This is a genomic window from bacterium, from assembly GCA_026708055.1.
Lineage (GTDB): Bacteria > Actinomycetota > Acidimicrobiia > Acidimicrobiales > CATQHL01 > VXNF01.
This window is the reverse complement of record JAPOVS010000086.1, coordinates 1-22,965: the sequence shown is the minus strand read 5'-3', so window position 1 is coordinate 22,965 and position 22,965 is coordinate 1. Positions and strand designations below refer to the sequence as shown.

At 69.6% G+C, this 22,965-nt stretch carries 23 protein-coding genes; 8 read left to right on the top strand and 15 right to left on the bottom strand.

Annotation, left to right across the window (positions count from 1 at the left end; genetic code table 11):
- Nucleotides 1-78 precede the first annotated feature (78 nt).
- From OXG55_17435 to OXG55_17415, 5 genes are all read right to left on the bottom strand, one after another.
- On the bottom strand, nt 79-1,350 hold the full coding sequence (locus tag OXG55_17435) for a Fic family protein (GenBank protein ID MCY4105020.1): 1,272 nt from the start codon (nt 1,348-1,350) through the stop codon (nt 79-81).
- A gap of 335 nt (nt 1,351-1,685) precedes the next feature.
- Complete coding sequence (locus tag OXG55_17430) at nt 1,686-2,573, bottom strand: amidohydrolase family protein (GenBank protein ID MCY4105019.1); 888 nt, start codon at nt 2,571-2,573, stop codon at nt 1,686-1,688.
- A 55-nt stretch (nt 2,574-2,628) separates the two neighbouring features.
- Entirely contained in the window at nt 2,629-3,765 is a 1,137-nt protein-coding gene (locus tag OXG55_17425; protein ID MCY4105018.1) for an ABC transporter permease, read from the bottom strand.
- Nucleotides 3,766-3,824: 59 nt separating this feature from the next.
- On the bottom strand, nt 3,825-5,330 hold the full coding sequence (locus OXG55_17420) for a sugar ABC transporter ATP-binding protein (protein ID MCY4105017.1): 1,506 nt from the start codon (nt 5,328-5,330) through the stop codon (nt 3,825-3,827).
- A gap of 38 nt (nt 5,331-5,368) precedes the next feature.
- A complete protein-coding gene (locus OXG55_17415; GenBank protein ID MCY4105016.1) occupies nt 5,369-6,667 on the bottom strand; it encodes a sugar ABC transporter substrate-binding protein in 1,299 nt (432 codons plus the stop codon).
- Between the two features lie 232 nt (nt 6,668-6,899).
- On the opposite strand from OXG55_17415, the gene OXG55_17410 reads away from it, so the two are divergent.
- Nucleotides 6,900-7,214 carry an L-rhamnose mutarotase gene (locus tag OXG55_17410; protein MCY4105015.1) on the top strand — a complete coding sequence of 105 codons (315 nt, stop codon included), beginning with the start codon at nt 6,900-6,902 and terminating at the stop codon, nt 7,212-7,214.
- Between the two features lie 38 nt (nt 7,215-7,252).
- Here the strand turns inward: OXG55_17410 and OXG55_17405 are convergent, their stop codons facing one another.
- From OXG55_17405 to OXG55_17385, 5 genes are all read right to left on the bottom strand, one after another.
- Nucleotides 7,253-8,359, bottom strand: a complete 1,107-nt coding sequence (locus tag OXG55_17405) for a mandelate racemase/muconate lactonizing enzyme family protein (protein MCY4105014.1) — start codon at nt 8,357-8,359, stop codon at nt 7,253-7,255.
- 18 nt (nt 8,360-8,377) lie between these two features.
- Nucleotides 8,378-8,617 (bottom strand): hypothetical protein, encoded by a 240-nt coding sequence (locus tag OXG55_17400; GenBank protein ID MCY4105013.1) that lies wholly within the window; start codon nt 8,615-8,617, stop codon nt 8,378-8,380.
- 16 nt (nt 8,618-8,633) lie between these two features.
- On the bottom strand, nt 8,634-9,617 hold the full coding sequence (locus OXG55_17395; GenBank protein MCY4105012.1) for a thiamine pyrophosphate-dependent dehydrogenase E1 component subunit alpha: 984 nt from the start codon (nt 9,615-9,617) through the stop codon (nt 8,634-8,636).
- 36 nt (nt 9,618-9,653) lie between these two features.
- Complete coding sequence (locus tag OXG55_17390) at nt 9,654-10,664, bottom strand: alpha-ketoacid dehydrogenase subunit beta (protein ID MCY4105011.1); 1,011 nt, start codon at nt 10,662-10,664, stop codon at nt 9,654-9,656.
- A 171-nt stretch (nt 10,665-10,835) separates the two neighbouring features.
- Nucleotides 10,836-11,990: a YncE family protein gene (locus OXG55_17385; protein ID MCY4105010.1), complete on the bottom strand. Its 1,155-nt coding sequence runs from the start codon at nt 11,988-11,990 to the stop codon at nt 10,836-10,838.
- Nucleotides 11,991-12,190: 200 nt separating this feature from the next.
- Between OXG55_17385 and OXG55_17380 the strand changes: the two genes are divergently transcribed.
- Nucleotides 12,191-12,442 carry an RCC1 domain-containing protein gene (locus OXG55_17380; GenBank protein MCY4105009.1) on the top strand — a complete coding sequence of 84 codons (252 nt, stop codon included), beginning with the start codon at nt 12,191-12,193 and terminating at the stop codon, nt 12,440-12,442.
- Between the two features lie 81 nt (nt 12,443-12,523).
- Here OXG55_17380 and OXG55_17375 read toward each other — a convergent pair whose 3' ends face one another.
- Nucleotides 12,524-13,372, bottom strand: a complete 849-nt coding sequence (locus OXG55_17375) for a sugar phosphate isomerase/epimerase (protein ID MCY4105008.1) — start codon at nt 13,370-13,372, stop codon at nt 12,524-12,526.
- A 42-nt stretch (nt 13,373-13,414) separates the two neighbouring features.
- Nucleotides 13,415-14,545 carry a Gfo/Idh/MocA family oxidoreductase gene (locus OXG55_17370; GenBank protein MCY4105007.1) on the bottom strand — a complete coding sequence of 377 codons (1,131 nt, stop codon included), beginning with the start codon at nt 14,543-14,545 and terminating at the stop codon, nt 13,415-13,417.
- Nucleotides 14,546-14,668: 123 nt separating this feature from the next.
- Between OXG55_17370 and OXG55_17365 the strand changes: the two genes are divergently transcribed.
- Nucleotides 14,669-15,424 carry an SDR family NAD(P)-dependent oxidoreductase gene (locus OXG55_17365; GenBank protein MCY4105006.1) on the top strand — a complete coding sequence of 252 codons (756 nt, stop codon included), beginning with the start codon at nt 14,669-14,671 and terminating at the stop codon, nt 15,422-15,424.
- Between the two features lie 173 nt (nt 15,425-15,597).
- Here the strand turns inward: OXG55_17365 and OXG55_17360 are convergent, their stop codons facing one another.
- Together OXG55_17360 and OXG55_17355 are read right to left on the bottom strand one after the other, a co-directional pair.
- Entirely contained in the window at nt 15,598-16,359 is a 762-nt protein-coding gene (locus tag OXG55_17360; protein ID MCY4105005.1) for a Uma2 family endonuclease, read from the bottom strand.
- A gap of 367 nt (nt 16,360-16,726) precedes the next feature.
- Nucleotides 16,727-18,022, bottom strand: coding sequence for an ATP-binding protein (locus tag OXG55_17355; GenBank protein ID MCY4105004.1), 1,296 nt, complete (start codon nt 18,020-18,022; stop codon nt 16,727-16,729).
- 304 nt (nt 18,023-18,326) lie between these two features.
- Between OXG55_17355 and OXG55_17350 the strand changes: the two genes are divergently transcribed.
- The 3 genes from OXG55_17350 (at nt 18,327) to OXG55_17340 (ending at nt 19,290) form a co-directional block, all read left to right on the top strand.
- Entirely contained in the window at nt 18,327-18,593 is a 267-nt protein-coding gene (locus OXG55_17350; protein ID MCY4105003.1) for a type II toxin-antitoxin system prevent-host-death family antitoxin, read from the top strand.
- Nucleotides 18,590-18,871 (top strand): type II toxin-antitoxin system RelE/ParE family toxin, encoded by a 282-nt coding sequence (locus tag OXG55_17345; protein MCY4105002.1) that lies wholly within the window; start codon nt 18,590-18,592, stop codon nt 18,869-18,871. The genes OXG55_17350 and OXG55_17345 overlap by 4 nt, the downstream gene beginning before the upstream one ends.
- Nucleotides 18,872-18,963: 92 nt before the next feature.
- Nucleotides 18,964-19,290: a helix-turn-helix transcriptional regulator gene (locus OXG55_17340; protein ID MCY4105001.1), complete on the top strand. Its 327-nt coding sequence runs from the start codon at nt 18,964-18,966 to the stop codon at nt 19,288-19,290.
- A 368-nt stretch (nt 19,291-19,658) separates the two neighbouring features.
- On the opposite strand, the gene OXG55_17335 is transcribed toward OXG55_17340, so the two are convergent.
- Nucleotides 19,659-20,708, bottom strand: coding sequence for a hypothetical protein (locus tag OXG55_17335; GenBank protein ID MCY4105000.1), 1,050 nt, complete (start codon nt 20,706-20,708; stop codon nt 19,659-19,661).
- 425 nt (nt 20,709-21,133) lie between these two features.
- Between OXG55_17335 and OXG55_17330 the strand changes: the two genes are divergently transcribed.
- Nucleotides 21,134-21,889 carry an SDR family NAD(P)-dependent oxidoreductase gene (locus OXG55_17330; protein MCY4104999.1) on the top strand — a complete coding sequence of 252 codons (756 nt, stop codon included), beginning with the start codon at nt 21,134-21,136 and terminating at the stop codon, nt 21,887-21,889.
- Nucleotides 21,890-22,143: 254 nt separating this feature from the next.
- Nucleotides 22,144-22,965 (top strand): mandelate racemase/muconate lactonizing enzyme family protein (locus tag OXG55_17325; protein ID MCY4104998.1); only part of this gene is annotated, 822 nt, incomplete at its 3' end.

Sequence of the window (22,965 nt, the reverse complement as noted above, 5' to 3'; positions counted from 1 at the left end):
ACCCGCCCCACCGAGCGCCACTACGCCCTCGCCGGCGAGGACGCAGGGGGGGACGGCGCGCTGTGAGCGTCGCCGGGCCTATCGGTGCCTGTGGGGGACGCGCCTGATCGGCTCTGAGACGACGGTGTCACCCTCCGGGCTCGCGAGTTGCCGTTCCAGCGCCGTGAACTCCTCGATGAGTTCGGGGGCCTCGAACGCACGGTTCCGCCGCCCGACGGTCACCTGCGTAAGAATGCCGGCTCCCACGAGCCGGTCGATCGCCTGGTTGGTCGCCTGGAACGACCGCCCGATCAACTCCGAGGCCGTCGTGGCGGTCACCAGGGGCGCGCCCGGCAATGCGCGAACGAGCAGATCAGCCGCCGACTCGCGGCGCAGCGACCCGAGCCGCTCGCGCCAGGAGTCCTGAAGCGCACGCACCTGCTCCTCGAAGCGCCCGGCGTCGGTGGCGGCGCGCCGGCATGCGCTCGCGAACAGCGCGATCCAGCGATTGAGACCGGTGTGGGCTTGCTCGGAGTCGGGGGGCCCCACGTAGCGCGTCCCCGTGAGTCCACCGACGTAGTCGCGAGGCCATGTGGCGAGGATCAGCGAGATCGGGGGAAGGATGCGCGGCGCCAGTCCGCGCCGTCGCAGCACCAGATGGATCAGCGCGCGCCCGGTGCGCCCGTTCCCGTCGACGAACGGATGGATCGTCTCGAACTGTGCATGGGCAATGGCGGCCTGCGCCACCGCAGGCAGGGAGTCGTCGTTGCAGAACGCGACGAGATCCGCCAGCAGCGCATCGACCAGGTCGTGCGGCGGTGGCACGAAGGCCGCCGAAGCTGGGTTGTAGTCGCTGCCGCCGATCCAGTTCTGGACAGTACGGCTGTGGCCGCCGTGCGCCGCGAGACGCGTCCCGGCGAGCAGGCGGCGATGCGCCTCCATCACGATCCCCACGGTGATCACGCCCCCGGGCGGCACCGCGTCGACGGCCCAGAGCATCGCCTCGATGTTCCCGAGCACCTCGACGGCGGTCACGTCGCGCGGATCCTCGCCGAGTTGGCGGGCGGCCTGGGCGCGGAGGAGCTGGCGGCCGCCCACCTCCAACCCTTCGATCCTCGAGGAGGCCACCGCTTCGGCGCGGAGCAGCAGCCGGGCCAGCCCCTCGGTTTCAGCGAGCGCGCCGGCCGTCGCGTCGAGCCGGGCGAGCGTCGCTTCGGCGTCGGCGACATCGGCCGCAACATCCCCGTCGAGCACGAAACGCCGGCCGACGAGAGGGTCGGGGATGTAGACCTCGTAGTCGCAGGGGCGGCGATCGCGACGTGTCGGGCCGCGATCGTCGCCCGCCCAGTGCCGCGTTTCCAACCGGGCCATCTCGACCTCCTAACAGCATTAGCGGATTGGCTCTGACCAGGTGCTTTGCAGTTGACTACAGCGAAGCGAATCGTGTCGCCGGAGCCTGGATTCCGGCCCCGGATCGAGTCCGGGGCAGGCTCTGCGCCGGAATGACGGGAGTGCGCGGATTGGAATTCTCAGTCGGTGGTGGCCGCCTATCCGCCAATGCTCTAATTCAAGGATACAGAAAAAACTTGAATAAGGGTCCCGGCAGTTCAAGGCTGGAGGTGAGTGCCCCACCGACTCGCCGGCGAACACCCGCAGAAGCTCGGGAGCGAGACGACCCCTGACGGCCGGCAGCACCCGGCGGGGGCTCAGATGCGGTAGACGCGCTCGGCGTTTCCGGAGAGCAGGGCCTCCTGCTCGTCGCGGCTGAAGTCGGAAATGATCTCCCGGTAGGCCTCGACGACGGCGGCGTAGCTGGAGTACATCCGGTCCACCGGCCAGTTGGTGCCGAAGAACGAGCGCTCGGTGCCGAAGGCCTCGATGCATCCCAGCACCCAGCGGCGGATGGAGTCGGTCGTCCAGTCGATGCCCTCCATCTGATGGCCCATCCCCAGCCCGGAGATCTTGATGACGCAGTTCTCGGCCTCGGCGATGGTGGCCATGCCGGCCCGCCAGTCAGCGAAGTACTCGTCGTCGAGCTCCTGCGGGAACCCGGCGTGGTCGAGGATCATGATGATGTTGGGGTACTTCTTGGCCAGGGCGCCGGCCTTGCCCATGTTCTCCCAGGTGCAGTCCAGGTCGTAGACCACGTTGTACTTCTCCAGCAGGGCGTAGCCACGGTGGAAATCAGGATCCACCAGGTAATCACCCTGGGCGAAGTCCCGCAGCCCCCGGAACAGTGGGTACTCGCAGTGGCGCTCGATGGTGGCCTCGACGTCGGGGCTCTGCATGCGGGCATCGCCGGTGATGCCGTGCGGCCAGCCCGTGGCCTCGGCCATCTCCGAGAGCCAGCGGGTCTCCTCCACCGGGTCGGCCGTGCCGATGGCGGCCTGCACGTGCACCGCCTTGGTGACCCCGCAGCCCTCGATGTCGGCGGTGAACTCGTCGGGGGTGAAGCGCGTCATGTCCTTCAGCGGGCGGATGTCGCCGAGCTGCGGATGGACGAAGTCGTCCTCCAGCCACACCCAATCCAGGGTGGGATGCGGCCGGTCCCAGTAGTGGATGTGGGTGTCCACGAAGGCCAGATCGCTGCTCATGGGGAGCCTCCTCCGAGATGTTCGAATACGTCGGCGTCCTGCGGGACGATACCCGTCAGGTGTCGGCGCTGGCGAGGCGGATGCGGATCCTGTCGACGGTCACGGCGCCGAGCAACAGCGCCCCCTGGGCGACCTCGATCCAGAACGTCTGCACGTTCAGCTGGATGAGGCCGTTGCGCAGCACGCCGATCACGAGCAGGGCCAGGACGGTGCCGAGCACCGTGCCGCTGCCGCCGGAGAGGCTGGCCCCGCCCAGGATGACGGCCGTCAGCACCTGCAGCTCCCAGCCCAGGCCGGTGTTGATCGACTGCGAACCCACCTGCGAGAGCCGGATGAGGCCCGCCAGCCCGATCATCAGGCCCGAGAGGATGAACCCGTAGGTGATGTAGCGCCGCACCCTGATGCCGGCCAGTCGGGCCGCCTCGGGGCTGGCACCGATGGCGTAGAGCGCCCTGCCGTAGACGGTGTAGCGCAGCAGGCACACGAACAGGATCACGACCCCGGCGAAGATGAACACCGCCAGGGGGATGTTCGCCACAGGTCGCGAGCTGCCCAGGGCGCCGAACTCGTTCATGCGCACCGTCTGGCCCGTGCCCAGAACCTTCGTGAGGCCGCGCCAGACGGCCAGGGTTCCCAGCGTCGTGATGATCGAGTTGAGTCCGAGGCCGGTCACGAAGAAGCTGTTCATGCCGCCGACCACGAACATGGTTCCGATGGCGATGAGGACCGCCTCAGTGAGCCCGAGGCCCATCCCGTAGGTGGTGATCGTGGAGGCCGTGGCCGTCTGGGCGATGGCGGCCATCATCCCGACGATGCCGGCCCCCGACCCCACCGAGAGATCCACCTGGCCCGCAACCAGTAGCAGCGTGGCCGGCATGGCGATGATCCCGACCGGCGCCATCGTCTGGAGGATGTTGACGATGTTGTCGCGGCTCCAGAAGAACTCGGCCTTGATGGCGAAGAAGATGACCAGGCCCGCCAGCACCAGGATGAGGGCGAGCGACTCCTGGATGTTGCCGAGCTTGGGACGGGTCGCCATGATCCGCGCCACGCGCCCGGCGGCCTGCTCGGAGCTCTCCTGCCTGCGGCCGCCGAAGACGTCGGCGGTCGTCGGCACGGTGCGTTCGTCCTGCCCGCCGGCGGGGCCTTCCGGAGCGCCGGGGCTCTCGGTGTTCGGTTTGTCGTCAGCCACGGTTCCTCCGGCGGTCAGACATATCGGTCAATCGATCCCGGACGCTACGGCCTCCGCCGTCAGCCACCCGCCAGCTCGAGGAGGGCACCGGTGGTGATCTCGTCCCCCTCCAGTTCGGCCACGATGGCGCCCTTGGTCATGACGTAGACCCGGTCGGCGATCTGGAAGGCCTCCTCGTAGTCAGAGGTCACCACCAGCACACCCACGCCGCTGGTCGGCAGCTCGCGCAGGGCGCGGTAGATGTCCTCCCGGGCGCCCACGTCGACGCCGCGGGTGGGCTCCACGAGCACCAGCACGTCCGACCGGTTCTCCAGCCAGCGAGCCAGCAGGACCTTCTGCTGGTTGCCGCCCGAGAGCGTCCCCATGATCTGCTGGGGGTCGTTGCGGGAGCGGATCGAGAGCTTCTCGTGCCAGCGGTTGTAGGCCGCGGCCTCGGTGGCCTTGCGGATCCAGAACCCGTAGCGGGCGAGTCGGTGCCAGGAGGCCACGGCCACGTTCTCGGCCACCGGGCGGACCATGAAGCCCCCGGCGGTCTTGCGCTCCGCGGGCAGGTAGCCGATCCCCGTGTTCACGGCACCGATGGGACTCTCGGGCGCCTCGGCGTCGCCCGTGCCGATCTGCAGTTCGCCGCGGTCGATCTCCCGCAGGCCGAACGCCGTCTCTGCCACCTCGCTGGCGCCCGATCCGAGCTTGCCGTAGAGGGCCACGACCTCGTTCGGGCCGACCGTCAGGTTCACATCGTCGAAGTAGTCCAAGGAACCGGCGCCGGTCCACTGCAACACGGGCCGATCGTCGCCGTTGCTCACGGGCGCCGGGCGCCCCAGCGCGCCGGCCCGCCGACCGATCATGGCCTCCACCATCGCCCTGCGGTCCACCTCGCTGGTCGGCGCCTCGAGCGCCGTGGAACCGTCGCGCAGCACCTGCACACGGTCCGAGATGCGCTCCACTTCGTCGAGGCGGTGTGTGATGTAGACGAGCGCCACTCCCTCGGCCCGCAGGCGCCGCACGAAGTCGAACAGCACCTCGGCCTCGTGGAAGCTGAGCGCGGCGGTCGGCTCGTCCAGGATCAGCACTTTCGCCTCGCGGCTGAGAGCCCGGGCGATCTCGATGATCTGGCGCTCCCCGAGGCGCAGATCGCCGACGATGCGGTCGGGGTCGATGTCGACCTCCAGCGCCTCCAGGATCTCCACGGCCCGCCGCCGCACCTCTCCCCAACGGACGAATCCCCGCACCGCCGGAAGGCTCCCCATGGAGATGTTCTCCGCCACCGAGAGGGTGGCGGCGTCCTGGAACTCCTGGGAGATGATGGCGATCCCCAGCTCGCGGGCCTCCCGTGAGGTCAGGCTGGCGTAGCTGCCCCCGCCCACCTGGATCGTCCCGGAGTCGGCCGTGTAGACGCCCGAGGCGATCTTGACGAGGGTCGATTTGCCGGCGCCGTTCTCACCCAGCAGCGCCAGCACTGAGCCGCCGGCGGCGTCGAGGTCCACGCCGTGGAGGACCTCGACGCCGCCGAACGACTTGCGTATGTCGCGCGCCGCGAGGATCGGCTCCGGTGACGTCGTCATCCGGTCCGGTCTCTTGCGGCGCTACCGGTCTGGGACTGTTAGCAGCCGGTCACTTCGTAGTACTGGTCGATGTTCTCCGAGGTGATCTGCTGGTGCGGCGTGAACAACTGGCCGGCGATGCTGTTGCCCTCGATGGCGTTGATGATCGCCGGGAGCAGGATCGTGCCGTACCGCTCGGGGAAGTAGGCCACCGAGGCGATGTAGTTCGGGTTGTTCTGGACTTCGCACCAGATGCTCGGGTCCGTGCCCTGGCCGGAGAAGTAGAGGTCGCCGTCACGGCCCAGCGTGCGGGCCGCGGCGATGGCACCGATGATGCCGTCCTCGTTGATGGCCACAACCGCGATGCGGTCGCCCGGAAGCGCCGGCAGCAGGTCGGTCAGCTGCTCGAGCGCCGGGTCGGTGCGGTCGGCGCCGTCCATGACCCGCTCGTTGATGATCGGGCAGTGCTCCTGGAAGCCCTCGCGGTAGCCGCCCATGCGGTCGCGGTTGGCGGCGCCGGCCGCGGTGGACTCCAGCGAGACGTACGCCGTGTAGTCGCAGTCGAAGTTCTCCTTGAAGTACGCACCCATGGCGCTGCCGCCGAGCCAGCCGGCGTAGCGGTTGTTGGCGCCCATGAAGGAGAGCTGGCACGGGGGCTGGATGATGTCGATGGCGATCACGGGGATGCCCTCGGGCAGCGCGGCGCAGATCTCCGGGCTGGAGTCCTGGAAGACCTGGAAGTTCAGCAGGCCCTCGACGCCCTGGACGGCGAAGGTCTGGGCGCATTCCAGCGCCTTGCCGGCGTCGATCTCGGAGTCGCAGAACAGCAACTCCACGCCCTGGCGCTCAGCCTCTTCCTTGATGCCGTCGGACACCAGCTTCACGAACGGAACCTGGTCGCCGAGCGAGATGTAGCCGACCTTGTAGGCGGGACGCTCGGCTGCCGCGGCGGCTGCCCTGGCGGCCTCGGCCTCGTCCTCGGCCCTCTGGGCCGCGGTGGCGGCGGCGTCAGCGTCGGAGCGGGCGGCCTCAGCCTCGGCGCGGGCGGCCTCGGCGGCGGCCTGCGATTCCGCGTCGCCGCTGGCGGCGGCCTCTGCCTCGGCCCGAGCAGCCTCTGCCTCAGCCTGGGCGGCTGCGGCGTCGGCCTGGGCGGCTTCCACGTCGGCCGCGGCCTGCGCCGCCTCCTGGCGGGCGGCCTCTGCCGCGGCCGTTGCGGCGGCTGCCTCGGCCTCGGCGGCGGCGATGGCCTGCTGCGCGGCGGCGTCGGCGGCACCGTCGTCACCGTCGTCGCCGGCACAAGCCGACGCCACGAGGGCCAGCACAAAGGCCAGTGCCAGCAGTCGTCGAATCGATTTCATCGTGTTGATCTCCCTCTCCCGGGTTGTCTCGAACTCGGCGCGCCGAGCAGCCATCGGCGATGACCGCGCCCGCGCCGCGGCGCCACGCCTACGTGAGCGCGGGGCAAGCATATGCCGCCGTATTCGATAGTCCAAACCATCGTTTGGGGGACGGCGCCGACCCGAGCGGTGTTAGCTTCGCGGGGTCGCCGCCGGCCGGCGCGCGCCGCTGACAACCAACCCGGGAGGAGCCATGGAGCGGTTCTGTTTCACCTTCGAGATCTACGAGGGCGCCGAGGACGAGTACAAGCGCCGCCACGACGAGATCTGGCCGGAGTTGGTGGAACTGATCCAGGAATCGGGGCTCAAGAACTACACGCTGTTCCGCCGCGGCACCCAGATCATCGCCTACGTGGAGTGCCATCCCGACAAGGAGACCGCCTTCGCCAACATCGCCGGCGCGGAGGTGAACACCCGCTGGTCCAAGTGGTTCGAGGAGGTCATCGTCAGCCTCACCGACGACGACGGCAACCTCTACGAGGCCGCCGAGGTCTGGCACCTCGACTGAGCCGGCGCCGCCGGGCGGGCGAACGGTCCGCCGGCGCCCTAGCGGTCCGCGCGGTAACGCTCCACGTAGTCGGCGTCCAGTTCGATCCCCCAGCCCGGGCCCTGGGGCAGCGGGTACATGCCGTCGCTGATCTCGGGCCGGTTGGCGATGAGGTTCCAGAACAGCGGGTCCCTGTCGGGGTGGAAGCACTCCACGTAGGTGCCGTGGGGGATGGACGCCAACATGTGGGCGGAGATCTGCGGCTCCTCGTGGTGGCCCACCTCGACCCCGTGGACGGCGGCCATGCCGGCGACCCGGCGCCACTCGGTGGGCCCGCCGCTCCAGGAGGCGTCGAAGTTGCACACGTCGATGGCGCCGGCCGCCATCAGTTCGCCCGCCCCCTTCCGTGACAGCTCGCTCTGACCGGCGGCCACCGGCACGCCGGTCATGTAGCGCACGTCGCGCATGCCGCGGGCGTCGTTGAACCAGCGCACCGGCTCCTCGAACCAGCGCAGGCTCTCCGCCCCCACGAGGCGCACGAAGCGGACCGCCTCGGCGACCGTGTAGCCGCCGTTGGCGTCGGCCATGAGCACGAAGCCCTCGCCGGCGGCCTCCTGCATCACCTTGAAGCGGTGCGCGTCCAACTCCGGCGCCTGGCCACCCACCTTGGTCTTGCAGCCCGCCAGCCCGATCTCGCGGTAGTACTGCATCTCGGCGGCCAGCTCGTCGTCGGAGCGTCCGTGGTAGCCCCCGATCGCGATTATCGGCATGGCGTCGCGGTAACCGCCCCAGAGGCGGTACAGCGGCAGGTTCGCCGCCTTCCCCACAACGTCCCAGAGGGCGCTGTCCACACAGGCGATGGCCATGATGACCAGCTTGCGGTCGCGCAGGATGTCGAAGGTGAGCGGCTCCATGGCACCCCAGCAATCCTCCACCAGCAGCGGGTCGCGGCCGACCAGCATCGGCTGAAGTTCCTCGATGATGATGCGGGCGATCTCGTGCTGGGTGTGCACCTCGTCGCCGTTGTAGATCTCGCCGGTGATGCCCTCGTCGGTGTGGACGCGGGTGATCAGCGTCGCCCGTTCGGACATCGAGTATGCGGAACCCCGGAAGGTCTCCGCCAGGGGCACGACCAGCGGCACGACCTCGATTCGTTCGATCTTCACGATGTCTCCGGGCGCGACTCAGACGGACTCGATCGCGCAGATCGCCGAGCCGACCTCCACCTCGTCCTCGACCTCGACGCGCAGTTCGGCGACGGTGCCGGCCACCGGCGACGGCACGTCGGCCTCCACCTTGTCGGTCTCCACGCGCATCAGCACGTCGCCCTCCGACACCGCGTCGCCGACGGCCACGTTCCACTCCAGCACGAGCACCTCGTTGGCGGTGTCGCCGAGCTTGGGCAGCTTCACGATCTGGCGCATGGTCGGTCCTCCCCGCTCAGACCAGCACGTTCTCGAACATGCTCGCCACGCCTGGCGCCGCCGCGCCTTTCACCTCGTCGACCGCGGCGTCCACCTCGCCGGCGATCCGGGCGGCGATCGCGTCGGTGTCGCCGGGCGCCAGCAGGCCCTCGGCGGTCAGGCGAGCCCCGAACGTGTTGATGGGGTCCCGCTCGTACCACTTCTCGAACTCCCCGTCCGGGCGGTAAGGGGCGGTGTCGGACCGGGAGTGCCCGGCGTACCGGTACGTCTTCATCTCCAGCAGGCTGGGACCGTCACCGGCGCGAGCACGCGCCGCGGCGGCCTCGACGGCGGCGTTGACCGCGTCCACGTCCTGCCCGTCGACCACCTCACCGGGTATGCCGTAGGAGACCGCCCGGTCGGCGATATTGGCGATCGGCGTGGTCGCCGCAATGGGGCTGTACTCGCCGTACTGGTTGTTCTCGCAGATGAAGATGGCCGGCAGTTTCCAGATGGCCGCGAGGTTGATGCCCTCGTGGAAGGCGCCGATATTGGCGGCCCCGTCGCCGAACACGGCCACCGCCACGTCGTCGGTGCCGCGGACCTGCGCCGTGAGGGCGGCACCGGCGGCCACGGGAACTCCCGCCCCGACGATGGCCATTGTCGGTAAGAGGCCGATCGAGGTCTCGCACAGGTGCATCGAGCCGCCCACGCCGCCGATGGAGCCCACGACGCGGCCCATGATCTCGCCGCAGACCTGCTGGGACGTCAGGCCGAGCGCCATTCCCATGCCGTGACCGCGGTAGGTGCAGCACACCGAATCGGTGGGCCGCAGCGCCGAGGCCACGCCGACCGAGACGGCCTCCTGGCCCTGGCACGTGTGCGTCGTCCCATGCACGAGCCCCTCGGCGAACAGTCCGCGCACGGCGTCCTCGAGCGCCCGGATCTCCACCATCCGCTCGTAACGCGCCACGCGGTCGGTTCGTACCGCCTCCCGTCGTGCGAGTACTTCACTGCTCATGCGTTCACCCTTCCCGTCCGTCTGAGGTCGTGCGTGCTAGACGAGCGCCCCATCGCGCTCCCACCAGTGCGGCGGGCTTTCGCCGGTCGCCAGCAACTCGCCCACCTGCCCCGCCACGTATTCGGCGCTCGGCAGGTAGCGCTGCTCCAATTCCTTGCCGAACGGCACGTGCACGTCCGGTGCGGTGATCCGCACGGGCGGGGCCTTGAGATCGCCGAAGGAATCCGAGACAACCTTGGCGACGATGTCGGCACCCCAGCCGCCCGAGTACGGGCACTCCTCCACGACCGCGAGGCGGCCGGTGCGCTCCACCGAGGACAGCACCGCCTCGATGTCCCACGGCTGCAGGGTCTGGAGGTCGATCACGTCGGCCGTCCAGCCGTCGGCGTCGGCTGCCGCAGGGAGGCACGTCCGCACCGTCGAGCCGCACGACACCAGTGTGATGTCGTCACCGCTCGCGAGCGTCGCCGCCTGCCCCAGAGGGATGATCCCCTCAACGCCCGTCGTCACATCGCCGCGCACGGCGTAGAGGATGCGCGGCTCCAGGACGGCGACGGGATTGTCGTCCCGGATGGCCGCCCGGGTGAGCCCGTAGGCGTTGGATGGCCCGGAGAGCACGACGATCTTCAGGCCCGGCGACCCCACCATCCACGACTCCATCACCTGCGAGTGCTGGCAGCCGAATCCCAGGCCGGCGCCGACGGAGGCGCGCATCACCATCGGCACCCGGACGGTCCCGCCGGAGAGGTAGTTGAACTTGGCCGCCTCGGTGACCAGCTGGTCGAGCGCCACGCCCAGGAACTCCACGAACATGATCTCTGCGACCGGCCGCAGCCCGGTGGCAGCCGCGCCCACGGCGGCCCCCATGAACCCCATCTCGGCGATCGGTGTGTCGCGGACCCGCAGCGGGCCGAACTCCTCGAGCAGCCCGTCGGACGTCTTGAAGGGCCCGCCGGCGACCGCCACGTCCTCCCCGAAGGTGACGACATCGGGGTTCTCCCGCATCTCATCCCCGATGGCGGCCGCGATGGCCTGGTTCATGCGCATTCGTGCCACGGCATGCTCCTCTGTCGCGAGATCGCTGCGAGGCTAGCGGAGAGGCCGGACAAGTCCCCAACCCGAAAGGCCTCGACGGCGCCTGGAGAGCACCCACCGCTCACGAGGGTGCAACCGTGACGGTGGCGGGGCGAGGGATCCGGTTCGAGCGCGCCAGGCCCGTCAGCCAGGCTCCGGCTCGGTCTCGGCGAAGATGTGGATCACGCCGGAGTACGCCGCCACCCACACCTCCTCGTTGAGTGGGTCGTAGGTGATGCCGATGGGACGGGGTGCGGTGTCGAATTGCTGCAGGACGGCGAGGTCGCCGGTGCCGATCTTGTACATCGTGTCGGACCTGTAGTTGACCACGTACAGCGCCGTCCCGTCGTCGGAGATGGCCATGCTGCGCGGTCGGTGCCCGGTCCGCACCCGGTCCACGACATCGCCGGTCGCGACGTCCACCGCCACGACCGCATCCTCCCCGTTGAGGGTGGCATAAAGAGTTCGATCGTCGGGGCTGAGCACCAGATGGCGCGGCGACAGGCCGACCCCGGCGAGGTGCCTCACCAGGCGCGGCGAGCGGGGCATCTCGAACCGGTGACCGATCGGCCGTGCGGGCAGGTCGATCACGGCGACGTTGGTCGAGCCCATCACGGCGACGTAGGCCCGCCGACCGTCGCTCGTCACGGCGATGCCCCTGGGGTACCGGCCAACCTCGATCTCGCCGAGGTGCACGTGCGTCTCCAGATCGATGATCGTGACGTCGTACCCGCACCAGTTGGACACGATGAGGAGGCGGTCGTCGGGCGTCACGGCGAGGAACTTCGGGACGGGGCCGACCGGGTAGAGACGGTCGACCTCGAGCGACGCAGTGTCGATCCGGTAGACGAAGCTGTCCTGACCCTGGTCCTTGCCGCAGGAGTCGCTCCCGGCCTGCGGGTCGTAGCCGGGGCCGTACATGCGATAGTTGGACACGAAGGCGAACGAGCCGTCGGAGTTGAACGCGGCCTCGACCGGCGCCCCCTGGTACCGGTCGCCGGCGACGTCGTAGCCGAACGCCTTCAGGTCCACCGAGTCGGGGATCGTCTTGACGAGCCGCTTGGTCTCGTCGAATACCGAGATGGTGTGCAGATACATCATGTTCTGTGCGAAGTAGAGCCCGGTCCCCGACGCCACGATCGACTTCGGCGTCAGATTGCCCGTCAGCGTCTGGATCGGCTCCAGAATCAGCCGGTCGTTCGGCAAGGCTCGACCCGCCCCGGACGTGTCGGCGGACACGCCGGCCGGCCCCGCTACCGCAGCCACGAGCGCGCCGAGGATGACCCCGGCAAGCAGCACACACCGCGGGATACTCCGGGAGATCGATCGCCGCACCGCCCCCGGTGCTCGCCGGCGGCTCCGTCTACCCCGAGTCCGCATACCCCGAGCGACCCGAGCGGCCTGCTCGCGACTCGGCACCGCCCCTGGGCCTCCCGCCACGGCGCCGAACGCTACACCGCACAGCAGGACCCGAGCGCCGAGATGAGCGCTTGCTAACTGTGACAACCGGGGAGGTTGACGCGCCCGACGGGCGGTTCACCGCCGTCACCGCCGGTCTCGAGCATTCGTGCGGGTTGCGCACCAACGGCACCATCGAATGCTGGGGAGGCGGAACCAGCGACGGCGGGCCGGCCGACGCGCCCAGCGGGCGGTTCACTGCCGTCACCGCCGGCAGCTTCCATTCGTGTGGGTTGCTTAGCGACGGCACCATCACCTGCTGGGGCTACGAGAGCACCGACGTACCGGACTGACGGCATACCGCACGACCGGCACCGAGTTGAGGGGCCTGCCGTTCACGGTTCTGGAGCGACCCCCACGGTGGGCGGGGACCCTTACGCGATGGCCTCACGCAGCCAATCCACGCTGCGGGTAACCACCTCGTCCTCGTTCGAACCGTCGGGGAGTGTCCCGATCTCGACACAAGCCAAACCACCGAAACCGGCGGCCCGCAACTCCCCCAACGCGCCGCGCAGGTCGAGGTCTCCCTCGCCCAGCGCGCAGCACGGCCACCAGCCGCCGGGGTTGCCGAAGTCGGCGTCGGCCAGCAGCAGGTCCTTCATGTGCAACATGCGGACGAACGGGGCGAGGCGGCGTGTGCCATCGCAGAGATCCTCGCCGATGCGCACCAGGTTGGCGGTGTCGAGGACGACACCCAGGTCGGGGCGCCCGACCCGGTCCAGCAGTTCGCAGAGAGCGTCGAGAGTCAGATCGCAGTGGGTCTCGATGGCAAGTTCCAGGCCCAACTCTGCGGCTCGCTCGCACCCTTCGGCAACGAGCGGCACCACGCGGTCCAGGATCGGCGCCTCGGGCTCCAGACCCCAGTGCGTGAAGGTTCCCACCACGATGCGCACCAGCCGGCACCCTGCTGCGGCTGCGATCGGCAGCGCATCCAGCATCCGCCGGCGGGCCGCCGCCGACGTGCCCATGTGGAGCCCCCCGGGGTGCCCCCAGGCCAGCACCAACTCGAGACCGCGCTCGGCGGCCTGCGACGCCAGTCGCTCCGGCAGGGCCGGGTCGTCCATCGGCAGGTAGCAGGTCTCCAGACTCACGCCGCGGAGGCCCAACCCCGCGGCGCGGTGCATGAAGTCCTCGTGGCTCCAGCGGATGCCCGGATCCTCCTCCCCTTCCCGCAGCTCGCCGAAATAGCGGTGGTAGGAGTAGCTGTCGAGCCCGAGTCGCATCCCGCGGCGTCCTCGCTGCGAAGCCTCCGGGGCTCCCCCGCCTCAGGCACCCGCACCCTCCACCGATGCCGGCGCTCCCAGGCGCACGCTCTCGTAGGCGGCGTGGACCACCTCCACCGACCGCGCTCCCACGTCGCCCGGCGAGCGGTTCGGCACGTCGCGGCCCAGGGTCAGGTCCACCAGCGTGTTGGGCGGCCCCTCGCAGGTGTACAGCCCCGCCGACGGCGGCAGATCCACCTTGTTGTCGTTGCCCTCGGTGTAGTGCCACAGGAAGTCGCGCTCGAAGTCCAGGATCAGCTGACCGGCGCTGCCGTAGATCCGGATCAGCAACTGGTGGCGCGGCCAGATCTCGTCCAGGGAGTCGTCGGCGTTGGCCGGGCCCGGGCAGCTGGCGCCGCTGAGGGTCCCGGTCGCACCGGAGGCGTAGCGGATGGCGATGGCGTCGTGCAGATCCACCCGGGCCCCCACATTGTTCATGAAACCGAAGACCTGCGCCGCCCGGTCGCCGGTGAGCCACAGCGCCATGCCCATGGCGTGGCTGAGCTGCGCCGGCGCATAGCCGCCACCGGAGACCGTCGGGTCGGTCCAGGTGTCCCAGTCCGGCATGAGATCGGCAGCCGAACCCTCGTAGGCGCCGGTGGCCTTCAGCAGCTCGCGGGTGCCCGAGGCCATCTGCACCATGACGTGCTCGATGTCGCCGACACCGCCGGCCTCGGTCATCAGGCGCTTCGCCTCGATCCCCAGCGGGCCGTAGTGCCAGCCGAAGGAGATGAGGTAGTGGCGCCCCAGACGTTCGGCGGTCTCGTGCAGATCCCAGGCGTCGGCGGGATCGATCGTGACCGGCTTCTCGCACAGCACGTTCGCCCCGGCCTCCAGCGCCGCCTTGGCGTGCTCGTGATGCAACGCCGAGGGGCCCGCCACGACGACCGCGTCGAGTCCCTGCTCGAGGGCCTCCCGGTAGTCCTCGCTGGCATGCGCGAACTCGAACCGGTCCTGCACGAACTGCAGGGCCTCGGCCCCCTTGCGCACCACCGAGACCAACTCCACGTCGTCACGTCCCGCCAGCACGGGAATGTGATTGCTGACCGCCCAGGAGCCGGCACCGACGACCCCGACCCGCACCTTGCCCGAACCACCCATGAGAAGTCCTCCCATCTCGCTCCGCGGCACCACCGGGGCACCGCTGCCGTTGCGCCGGGCCGGGCCCTCGCCCGAACCTCGGCGGCACAGAGTAGGCGCTCGCCGCACGGCCGCGGATAACGTGCCGTCACCCGGAGCCGGTCCTGGACGGTACCCATGAACGATGACAGCGCGAGCAGCAGCCAGGCACCCGCCTTCGGCGGATTCGAGGACAGGGTGGCGGCGGTCACCGGAGCCGGCAGAGGCATCGGCCGCGCCGTGGCCGACGCCCTCACCGCAAAGGGCGCCTGCACGGCGTACCTCGACGTGACGAAGCCCGAGCCGGCTCTCGACGGCGGCGAGCGCAGCCTCTTCGTGCCGTGCGACGTGACCGACGAGGCCTCCGTCGACGCCGCCTTCACGACCGTCGAGGAGACCTGGGGGACGATCTCCATCCTGGTCAACAACGCCGGGATCTTCTGGATCCGGCCGCTGGCGGAGACCACCCTCGAGGCCTGGAACCAGATGATGGCCGTCAACACCACGGGTGCATTCCTGTGCGCCCGCCGGGTGCTTCCGGGGATGCGCGCCCAGGGTTACGGGCGCCTGATCGCCCTGGGCTCTTCGGCCGGCAAGACGGGCGGAGCCAAGGAGACGGCCGCGTACGGCGCCTCGAAGGCGGCGATCATGGCGCTGGCCAAGTCCATCGCCACCGAGTACGCCGCCGACGGCATCACCTCCAACGCGCTGGCGCCGGCCCTCATCAACACCGACATGGTGGCCGGCATCGCCGACCTGGCCGGGCGGATCCCCGTCGGCCGCCTCGGCGAGCCCGCCGACATCGCCGCCGCCGTCGTGTTCCTGGCGAGCGAGGAGGCAGGATTCATCACCGGCGAGGTCATGGACATCAACGGCGGCTTCCTCATCGACTGACCGGCGCAGTGGATGTCAGCCGCCTGGGAGAGCCCGCCGGTCACCTCACCGCCGACGAGCAGTGGGCCATCGACACCGCGCTGCTCACCGTCTTGGGCCTCACCTGAGCGCACCGCCGATCGTCCTAGCCCCTCTCCAATCTTGGCGACCTCGGGAATGCTCGCGGGTCGCCGCTACCGGGGCGTGTCGCCGTCCCGATCGTTCAGTCGGGCCCGCAGGGCGGCCAACTCGGCCTCGGCGGCCTCGGCTCGATCCTCGGCGGCGTCCCGCTCTTGGCGGGTCACGTCGAGGGCGAGCCGGGCGTCGTCCCGCTGTTGGCGGGTTTCTTCGGGGTCGGCCAGCCAGTTGCCGGTGCGGGGGTCGCGGAGGCGCAGGCGCCGCGGTTCGGCATGCAGGTCCAGGCCGAGGGCGCGGCTGAGTCCGCGGAGGCGGACGCCTCCGTCGGGCACTGTCGGTATCGGCTCCCAGGCGCCGCCGATCCGGCGGTCCCCCTGCAGGATCGGGGTGTGCAGGTCGCCGCCGGTGGGGTCGAAGCGCCAGTACTCGTCGACGCCGACCTCCAAGTAGATCGCGGGCTTCTCCTGCCGGTCCCTGCGGTGGGTCCGCTCCGAGGCGATCTCCAGCACGAAGGCGGGCGGCGCGCCCGCGTCCCAGAGCCGATAGCTCGCCGACACTTCCAGCGCGGAGGGGTCCACGCCGAAGCACACGAACACGTCAGGGACCACGAACGCGGCCTCCGGATGCGGGCGGTAGTAGAGGTTGCGGTCCTGGCCCACGAAGCAGCCCGGCCGCCCGGCGAAGTGCCCGCGCAGCGCGCCGTAGGTGAGGAACCGGACCAGCGAGTGCAGCCCGGACTCAGCCATGTCCGGCACAGTCGCGGGGTACAGCACATCGGGATCCGCAACGTCGGAACCCGCCTCGACCAGCACGCTCACAGTCGCCTCCCCTCCCGCGGCCCCGCCGCCTCGTCCCGACGCGCCAGGCTAGCCCACCCCGCCCCGCGCCGCGCGCCGTTCCTGCCACGAAGAGACATAATACACACTAATAATCGTATTAATCCACAATATTTATGAATAGATAGGGTTATCCGCCTCGGGTTCGCGGCGATGCGTGAACGTCGCCTGGCTACTACGGCGTGAGGCGGCTGTTGGACCAGAACCGGCCGAGGTGCTGTTGAGCCCTCAGGACCTCGAGTCGCTCGAGGAGACCCTGGCGATACTCGGCAACAGCGACGCTCTCCGGGACTCGCCGGGGCGCATCGCTCCTCTGCCGAGGGCGATGTGGTGCGCGGCGTCGACGCTGTCAGGACGCTGGGGGCGTTGTCCAGAGGGTCGAGAGCGGCACCGCCGTGAGGCGGTCACCGAGGGAGAACGTGTCACGGCCGGCATACAGGACGATCCCGTTGCGGAACGCGCCCGGACCCGCCTCGTCGATGCGGTCGCGCATGCGGCGCAGGCCGCGGGCGTCGGTACTCGACACCGAACTCGACGCCTTGATCTCCCACGCCACGACCTCGCCCGCCGCCTCGGCCACGACGTCGACCTCGACGGCGCCGCGATGGTCGCGGTAGTGGAACAGTTCCGGCCGGCGCTCGGACAGCAGCGCCTGCTTGCGGAGTTCGTTGATCGCGAGCATCTCCACCAGGGGACCGCGGGCCGGGTCGAGGACGTCGCCCAGGGAAGCGGCGTCCTTGCGCAGTAGGTGCGCGGCCAACCCCGTGTCGCAGATCACGAGCTTCTCGCGGCGCGACTCGCGGGCGGTGAGGTTCGCCGACCACGCTCGGAGGCGGTGGACCAAACCCGTCATTTCCATCAGCGACACGTACCGTTCGACGGTCCGCCGGTCGCAATCGGCGGCGCGGGCCACCGTCTCGGTCACATACTCACTGCCGGATCGAGCCGCCAGGAGCCGTAGCAGTTTGGGGACCAGGTCGGCATCGCGGACATCGTCGAGCCGCCTGATCTCCCGCGTGGCGACCGACGCGACGTACCCGCTGAACCAGCGGTGGCGGGCGCGCCGCGACGAGGTCCGCACGGCCTCGGGGAACCCGCCCCGACAGATCAACTCCACATAGTCGCCCATGTCCAGCGACGAACCCCCGAGATCGACCAGGCCTCCCGCCCCGGCGAAGGCACGGTCCAGGAGGCCGTCGCCGGTGGCGGTGATCTCGCCCTGCGACAGCGGCAGCATCGTCAGGAAGACGGCTCTGCCGGCCAGCGACTCGGTGATGTGCGGGACCGTCAGGAAGTTCGCCGAACCGTTCAGGAGGAACTGCCCACGCTCGTCGTCGGCGTCGGCCGCGGCCTTGATGGCTCGGATCAACGCGTCGCCGCCCAGTTGGATCTCATCGATCGCCATTGTCGAGCCGGCGCCCGACCGCACGAAGCCGTGAGGGTCCACTCGTGCGGCTGTCCGCGTGTTCTCGTCGTCGAGGTAGTGAACCCTGCCGGCCGCCCCGACGACCCGGCGTACCGCCCACGTCTTGCCGACCTGGCGGGCGCCGGTCACGACGACGATGCGAGCCGACCGCAGGGCATCGCGAATCTCGTCCTCGATTCGACGATCGAAGTGGATGGCGGTCTGGTAATCGTCGGGCACGGTCGTGGAACCCTCGCCGGTGTCAATCTCCGTCGTCGCCAGCGTACCGCGACCCCGACCGCTGATGACACTTTTTCCGGCTCTCTGATGCTAGAAAATCCCGGACGTTGATGCAAATTATTCCGGACTCGTCGTGTAGAGGGTTCCCACCCGCCGGTACCGCCGGGGGCCGTCGACGGCGATCAGCAGAAGAGCCGCGGGCTATCCGGCGCCTACGAGGGAAAGCAGCCGGCTCCTGATGGCCACGCTGTCCGCTGCCAGGTCCACGGTGGCGAAGCGGATCCGGTGTAGCACAATTGTGGCCATGACGAGTGAATCGCTGCGGGTCGTGAGAGACCGGTTCTCGGAGTTCGTCGAGCGGGTGCATGTACACCACGAACGGGTCGTTGTCACGCGCAACGGCACGCCGGCCGCGGTACTGATGAGCCCTGACGACCTCGAGTCGCTCGAGGAGACCCTGGCGATCCTCGGCGACAGCGACGCTCTCCGGGAACTCGCCGAGGCTCATCGCGCCCACGCCGAAGGCGACGTGGTGCGCGGCGTCGATGCGGTCAGAGCGCTCGCGCCTTGACCCCAGATCAGCCCTATCAGATCGTCGTCGCCGGGCCTGCAGCCAGGATCATCGCGCAAGAACTCCCGCAGACCGTGGCGGCAGCGGTGATCGAGTTCATGACAGGGCCCCTGCTGGACAACCCCCGTCGCCTCGGTGTGGCATTGCGAAACGAGTTGGACGGACTATGGAGCGTCCGCCGAGGCACCTACCGCATCGTGTACCGGATCGAGGATGCTCGGCGCGAGGTCGTGATTCTCCGAGTCGGCCACCGTCGGGGCGTCTACCGCCCCGGTTGAGACGAGGCGAAGATGCAGAGAACGTGGAGCAAGGCCCACTGACTGCCAATGTAGTGGTAACAGCGATATCTCACTGCTTGTATACTGGCAGCATGAGCCGTCATCGCGAGTTGTCACCAACCACCAGGGAAGCCTTGGCGCTGTTCGCCGCCAGGGTGCGGGTCAGCCGCCGCGAGCGGCGGTTGCGAGCCGCCGAAGTAGCCGAGCGAGTGGGCGTGTCTCTAACGACGATCCGCAAAGTGGAACGCGGCGACCCGACCGTCGCTCTCGGGACTGCCTTCGAGGTCGCCACCATCCTCGGAGTGGCGCTTTACGGCGAGGATCAGCAGCGGCGGCGACTAGAGGCGGAATACGTCACGTCCCGGCTCGCCCTGCTGCCCGACGCCGTCCGCCACCCAGAGGTGGACGATGATTTCTGAGGCCCGCCGCCGCCCGGCGCACAACCAGGGGAGGGCGGCGGCTGCTCGTCTCCGCACGGACTCTGCTGCAGAACCGCGCCGCCGAAGACCCGGCGCGGACGGGTTACGAAATCTGCCCCCTACTGGGAGGGCCAGGGCGAGGCCGGCGTCACCCCGGGCGGCCGCCGAGGTCATGCGGTTCATCTCCCGCAGCCGGTGCGAGGCACCCTGGGCGCCGAGGACGGCGGGTCTTCACAAGAGCCAGGGCATTGGACACCCCGCCATCCAACGGCACCGGATTGGGGTCGGGCGTACACGCTCGAGACATGCAGGCCCGACAGGAGCCACCCCGCCAGCCAACGGTGCCGGACTGGGCCCGGGCGCCGGAGCTACGGCGTCGGGGGCTTCGTGCGGCCTATGCGGGTGTAGGTGTCCTCGGGGATGGCTTCGAGGGTCTTGTAGACGGTCCAGGTGCAGGGTTTGGGGTTCTCGCCGACGGTGTCGTCGGGGAACAGGGGCGGGTCCACGCGGCGCACGGGGTGGCCCCAGCGTTCGGCGGGGAGCAGCTCCAGGGTGAAGCAGCAGTGGGCGCAGTAGTAGCAGACACCCTTGGAGTTCCAGGCCCAGTCGTGCTCCTCGCTGGTGACGCCGAAGCGGAGGGCTCGCTGCGGGTCGGGCGCTGAGTCCTCCACGTCGACCCCGCGCACCTGGCGGCCGCCCGAGCCGCAGGGGTCGAACTGGAACACCCAGCGGTCCTCGTGCTCGGTGCACTCGATGTCGCCCATGCGGTCGGGGCCCACGAGGTGGCTGCGCATCGCCTCGAAGGAGGTGTGCAGGTTGCGGAACACCGTGTCCTCGTAGTCCTGGTGGCGCAGGTCGTAGACCATGTAGCGCTCCTGGATGTAGGGCTCCAGGGCGTGGCGGTAGGCGTCCTCCAGCGCCGGCTCACCGAACCGGTCGGCCACCAGCTTCATGATCCCCGACAGGAAGTCCGCCCAGCGGTCGTGCAGGCGCCGCCAGGCCACCCGGATGGCATCGAACTCCGCCAGCGCCGCCTCGGTCTCGATCAACTCGGCCCGCACGGCGTGCGTGAGTCGGCCCGCCTGCTCCCCGAGCGCCAGCCACAGGGCGTCGCCGTCGAACGGCGTGCCGTCGAGCATCGCCAACTCGGTGCGCAGGTCCTCGACGGCCGCGGCCAACTCTTGCTCGCCGTAGCCCTCCTGGGTCAGCCACTCCAGGAATCCCGGCGTCCACGTGTCGTAGATGAACTGGACGACCTTGGCCTCCTCCATGAAGTAGTCGATGAGCTGCGCCGCCACCTCGCTGCGGCCCTCGCGGATCGCCTCGTTCACCTTGGTGACGGTGCTGACGGCCTGGTCGGACCAGTCGCCGGTGCGGACACGCTTGCCGATCTCGTCGGACCACGTGAGATGTGTCATCGCGCCCCTCCTCTCGCCGCAGGGAACGCCGGGAGCCTAGCTGTGGGCCGGCGACCGGCCCGGAGCGGCTGAGCCGACCCCGCCGATGCATGGATCCGGTCCGCGGGACCGCGCCGACCTCAGCGGCCGGGCGCACCACGGCAGCCATCGCCGCAACAGATCTGAGCCGGCGGCGGTCGACGGCGCACGGTGCACCAGCGTCCGGCCTGTGCGCCCCTCCCGGTGAACGTGCGCACCGGCGGCGGCGGTCGACGGCCATGCTGCACCAGCGTCCGGCCTGTGCGCCCCTCCCGGTGAACGTGCGCACCGCGGGGGCGGTCGACGGCCATGCTGCACCAGCGTCCGGCCTGTGCAATCATGCGCGGGCACGCAGGCGCCCCACCGCGGTCGGAGGGGCGGCGGGGCCGGACGGGAGAGTGGAGTCCATGGCGAGCAACGGTGGTGACAGGCAGCGACGGATCGTCGTCACGGGCGCGGCGCAGGGCATCGGCCGGGGCGCCGTGGAGCGGTTCCTGGGCGAGGGCGACTCGGTTCTGGGCGTCGACCTCAACGGCGAGAAGCTGGCCGAGATCGAGCCGCTGGGGGCCGACGCGCTGGTGGCCGACCTAGCGGATCCCGACCAGCGTCAGACCGTCGTCGAGGCCGCGGCGGGCTGCGACGGGCTGGTCAACGCCGCCGGAATCATCATGCTCAAGGCCCTGGACGACGTCACTGTGGAGGACTGGCGGCGGCTCGTGCAGGTGAACGTCGAGTCGATCTTCTTCCTGTGCCAGGGCATCGGGCCGACAATGCCCCCCGGCAGCGCGATCGTGAACCTGTCGTCGTCGAGCGGCAAGCTCACCAACACCACCGAGGCCGCCGTCTACGGGGCGACGAAGTGCATGATCCTTTCGGTGACCCGCTCTTTCGCCTACCACCTGGCGCCCATCCCGGTGCGCGTCAACGCCATCTGCCCAGGGATCGTGGACACGCCCATGCAGGTGAAGGTCCTCGCCGAGGTGGCGCCTCTGCGTGGCATGACGCCACAGCAACTCTCCGATGCCCGCGAGCAGGTCGTGCCCCTGAAGCGGGGCTCCACGCCGGGGGAGATCAGCGGCCTCATCAGCTTCCTGCTGGGACCCGACAGCGCCTACATGACGGGGCAGGCCATCAACCACACCGGTGGGATGGTGATGTGGTGAGGCCCTCGCGGCGGCGAATCGAACCCGCAGATGATCCCCCCGAGGCCGTCGGCGAGGGGGAGGATCGTGGTGAGGCCCTCGCGGCGGCGAATCGAACCCGCAGATGATCCCCCGGCTCGGCTCACGGACAGCGAGGCCCCCGCTGGGGCGAATCGAACACTGAGGCGATGGTGGCGCCATGACCGCCATGACACTGAACAACGGGTGCGGGACACCCGGGCGAATCGAACGATGAAACCACAAGGAGCAACGCCATGAAGATCGTCGCCGTCGAGCCGATCCCGGTCACCTACCCGGAGCCGAACGACTTCAACGCCTACCGGCACCTCTGCCTCGTGAAGGTGACCGCCGACGACGGGCAGGTGGGCTGGGGGGAGTCCATCACCATGTGGCCGGAGGCCTCGATGGCCACCGCCGCGGTGATAGACGGCCTCGCCGAGCTGATCATCGGCAAGGATCCGGTGTCCAACGACGCCCTGTACCGGGCCATGAAGAACCACACCTGGTGGTACGGCTACGAGGGCGGCATCGCCTCCTACGCCATCTCGGCGCTGGACATCGCCCTCTGGGACCTGAAGGGCAAGGCACTCGGCACGAGCGTGACGAAGCTGCTGGGCGGGCCGGTGCACGACCGGCTGCCCGCCATCGCCTCCTGCCACGCCCACTTCGCCGAGATCCCCGCCATGTGCGAGGAGGCGCTGGAGTGGCTCTCGACCGGCCTGCAGGGCGTGAAGACCGGGTTCGGCAAGCGGGGCGAAGCCCACCTGGGCTACGAGCACGACCGCGACGTGGAGTACGTGCGGGCCATGCGCGAGGCCATCGGGCCCGACAACCTGCTGATGATCGACATGGGCATCAAGATCCGCTGGGACGTCACCACCGCGGTGCGCCGCTGCGAGGCCTTCGACGAGTACGACCTGAACTGGATCGAGGAGCCGCTCGGGGCGTGGGACCCCGAGGGCTACCGGACGCTGCGCGACAAGACCTCCACGCTGATCGCCTACGGCGAGCGGGAATGGACCCTGCGGGGCTTCGAACGCCTGCTCGAGACCGGCACCGTGGACGTCATCGGCTGC

Coding starts and splice junctions, on each gene's coding strand:
- OXG55_17435 (MCY4105020.1), bottom strand. CDS start 1,350: ATGGCCCGGTTGGAAACGCGGCACTGGGCGGGCGACGATCGCGGCCCG.
- OXG55_17430 (MCY4105019.1), bottom strand. CDS start 2,573: ATGAGCAGCGATCTGGCCTTCGTGGACACCCACATCCACTACTGGGAC.
- OXG55_17420 (MCY4105017.1), bottom strand. CDS start 5,330: ATGACGACGTCACCGGAGCCGATCCTCGCGGCGCGCGACATACGCAAG.
- OXG55_17415 (MCY4105016.1), bottom strand. CDS start 6,667: ATGAAATCGATTCGACGACTGCTGGCACTGGCCTTTGTGCTGGCCCTC.
- OXG55_17410 (MCY4105015.1), top strand. CDS start 6,900: ATGGAGCGGTTCTGTTTCACCTTCGAGATCTACGAGGGCGCCGAGGAC.
- OXG55_17400 (MCY4105013.1), bottom strand. CDS start 8,617: ATGCGCCAGATCGTGAAGCTGCCCAAGCTCGGCGACACCGCCAACGAG.
- OXG55_17395 (MCY4105012.1), bottom strand. CDS start 9,617: ATGAGCAGTGAAGTACTCGCACGACGGGAGGCGGTACGAACCGACCGC.
- OXG55_17390 (MCY4105011.1), bottom strand. CDS start 10,664: ATGCGCATGAACCAGGCCATCGCGGCCGCCATCGGGGATGAGATGCGG.
- OXG55_17375 (MCY4105008.1), bottom strand. CDS start 13,372: ATGCGACTCGGGCTCGACAGCTACTCCTACCACCGCTATTTCGGCGAG.
- OXG55_17365 (MCY4105006.1), top strand. CDS start 14,669: ATGAACGATGACAGCGCGAGCAGCAGCCAGGCACCCGCCTTCGGCGGA.
- OXG55_17350 (MCY4105003.1), top strand. CDS start 18,327: ATGACGAGTGAATCGCTGCGGGTCGTGAGAGACCGGTTCTCGGAGTTC.
- OXG55_17340 (MCY4105001.1), top strand. CDS start 18,964: ATGAGCCGTCATCGCGAGTTGTCACCAACCACCAGGGAAGCCTTGGCG.
- OXG55_17335 (MCY4105000.1), bottom strand. CDS start 20,708: ATGACACATCTCACGTGGTCCGACGAGATCGGCAAGCGTGTCCGCACC.
- OXG55_17330 (MCY4104999.1), top strand. CDS start 21,134: ATGGCGAGCAACGGTGGTGACAGGCAGCGACGGATCGTCGTCACGGGC.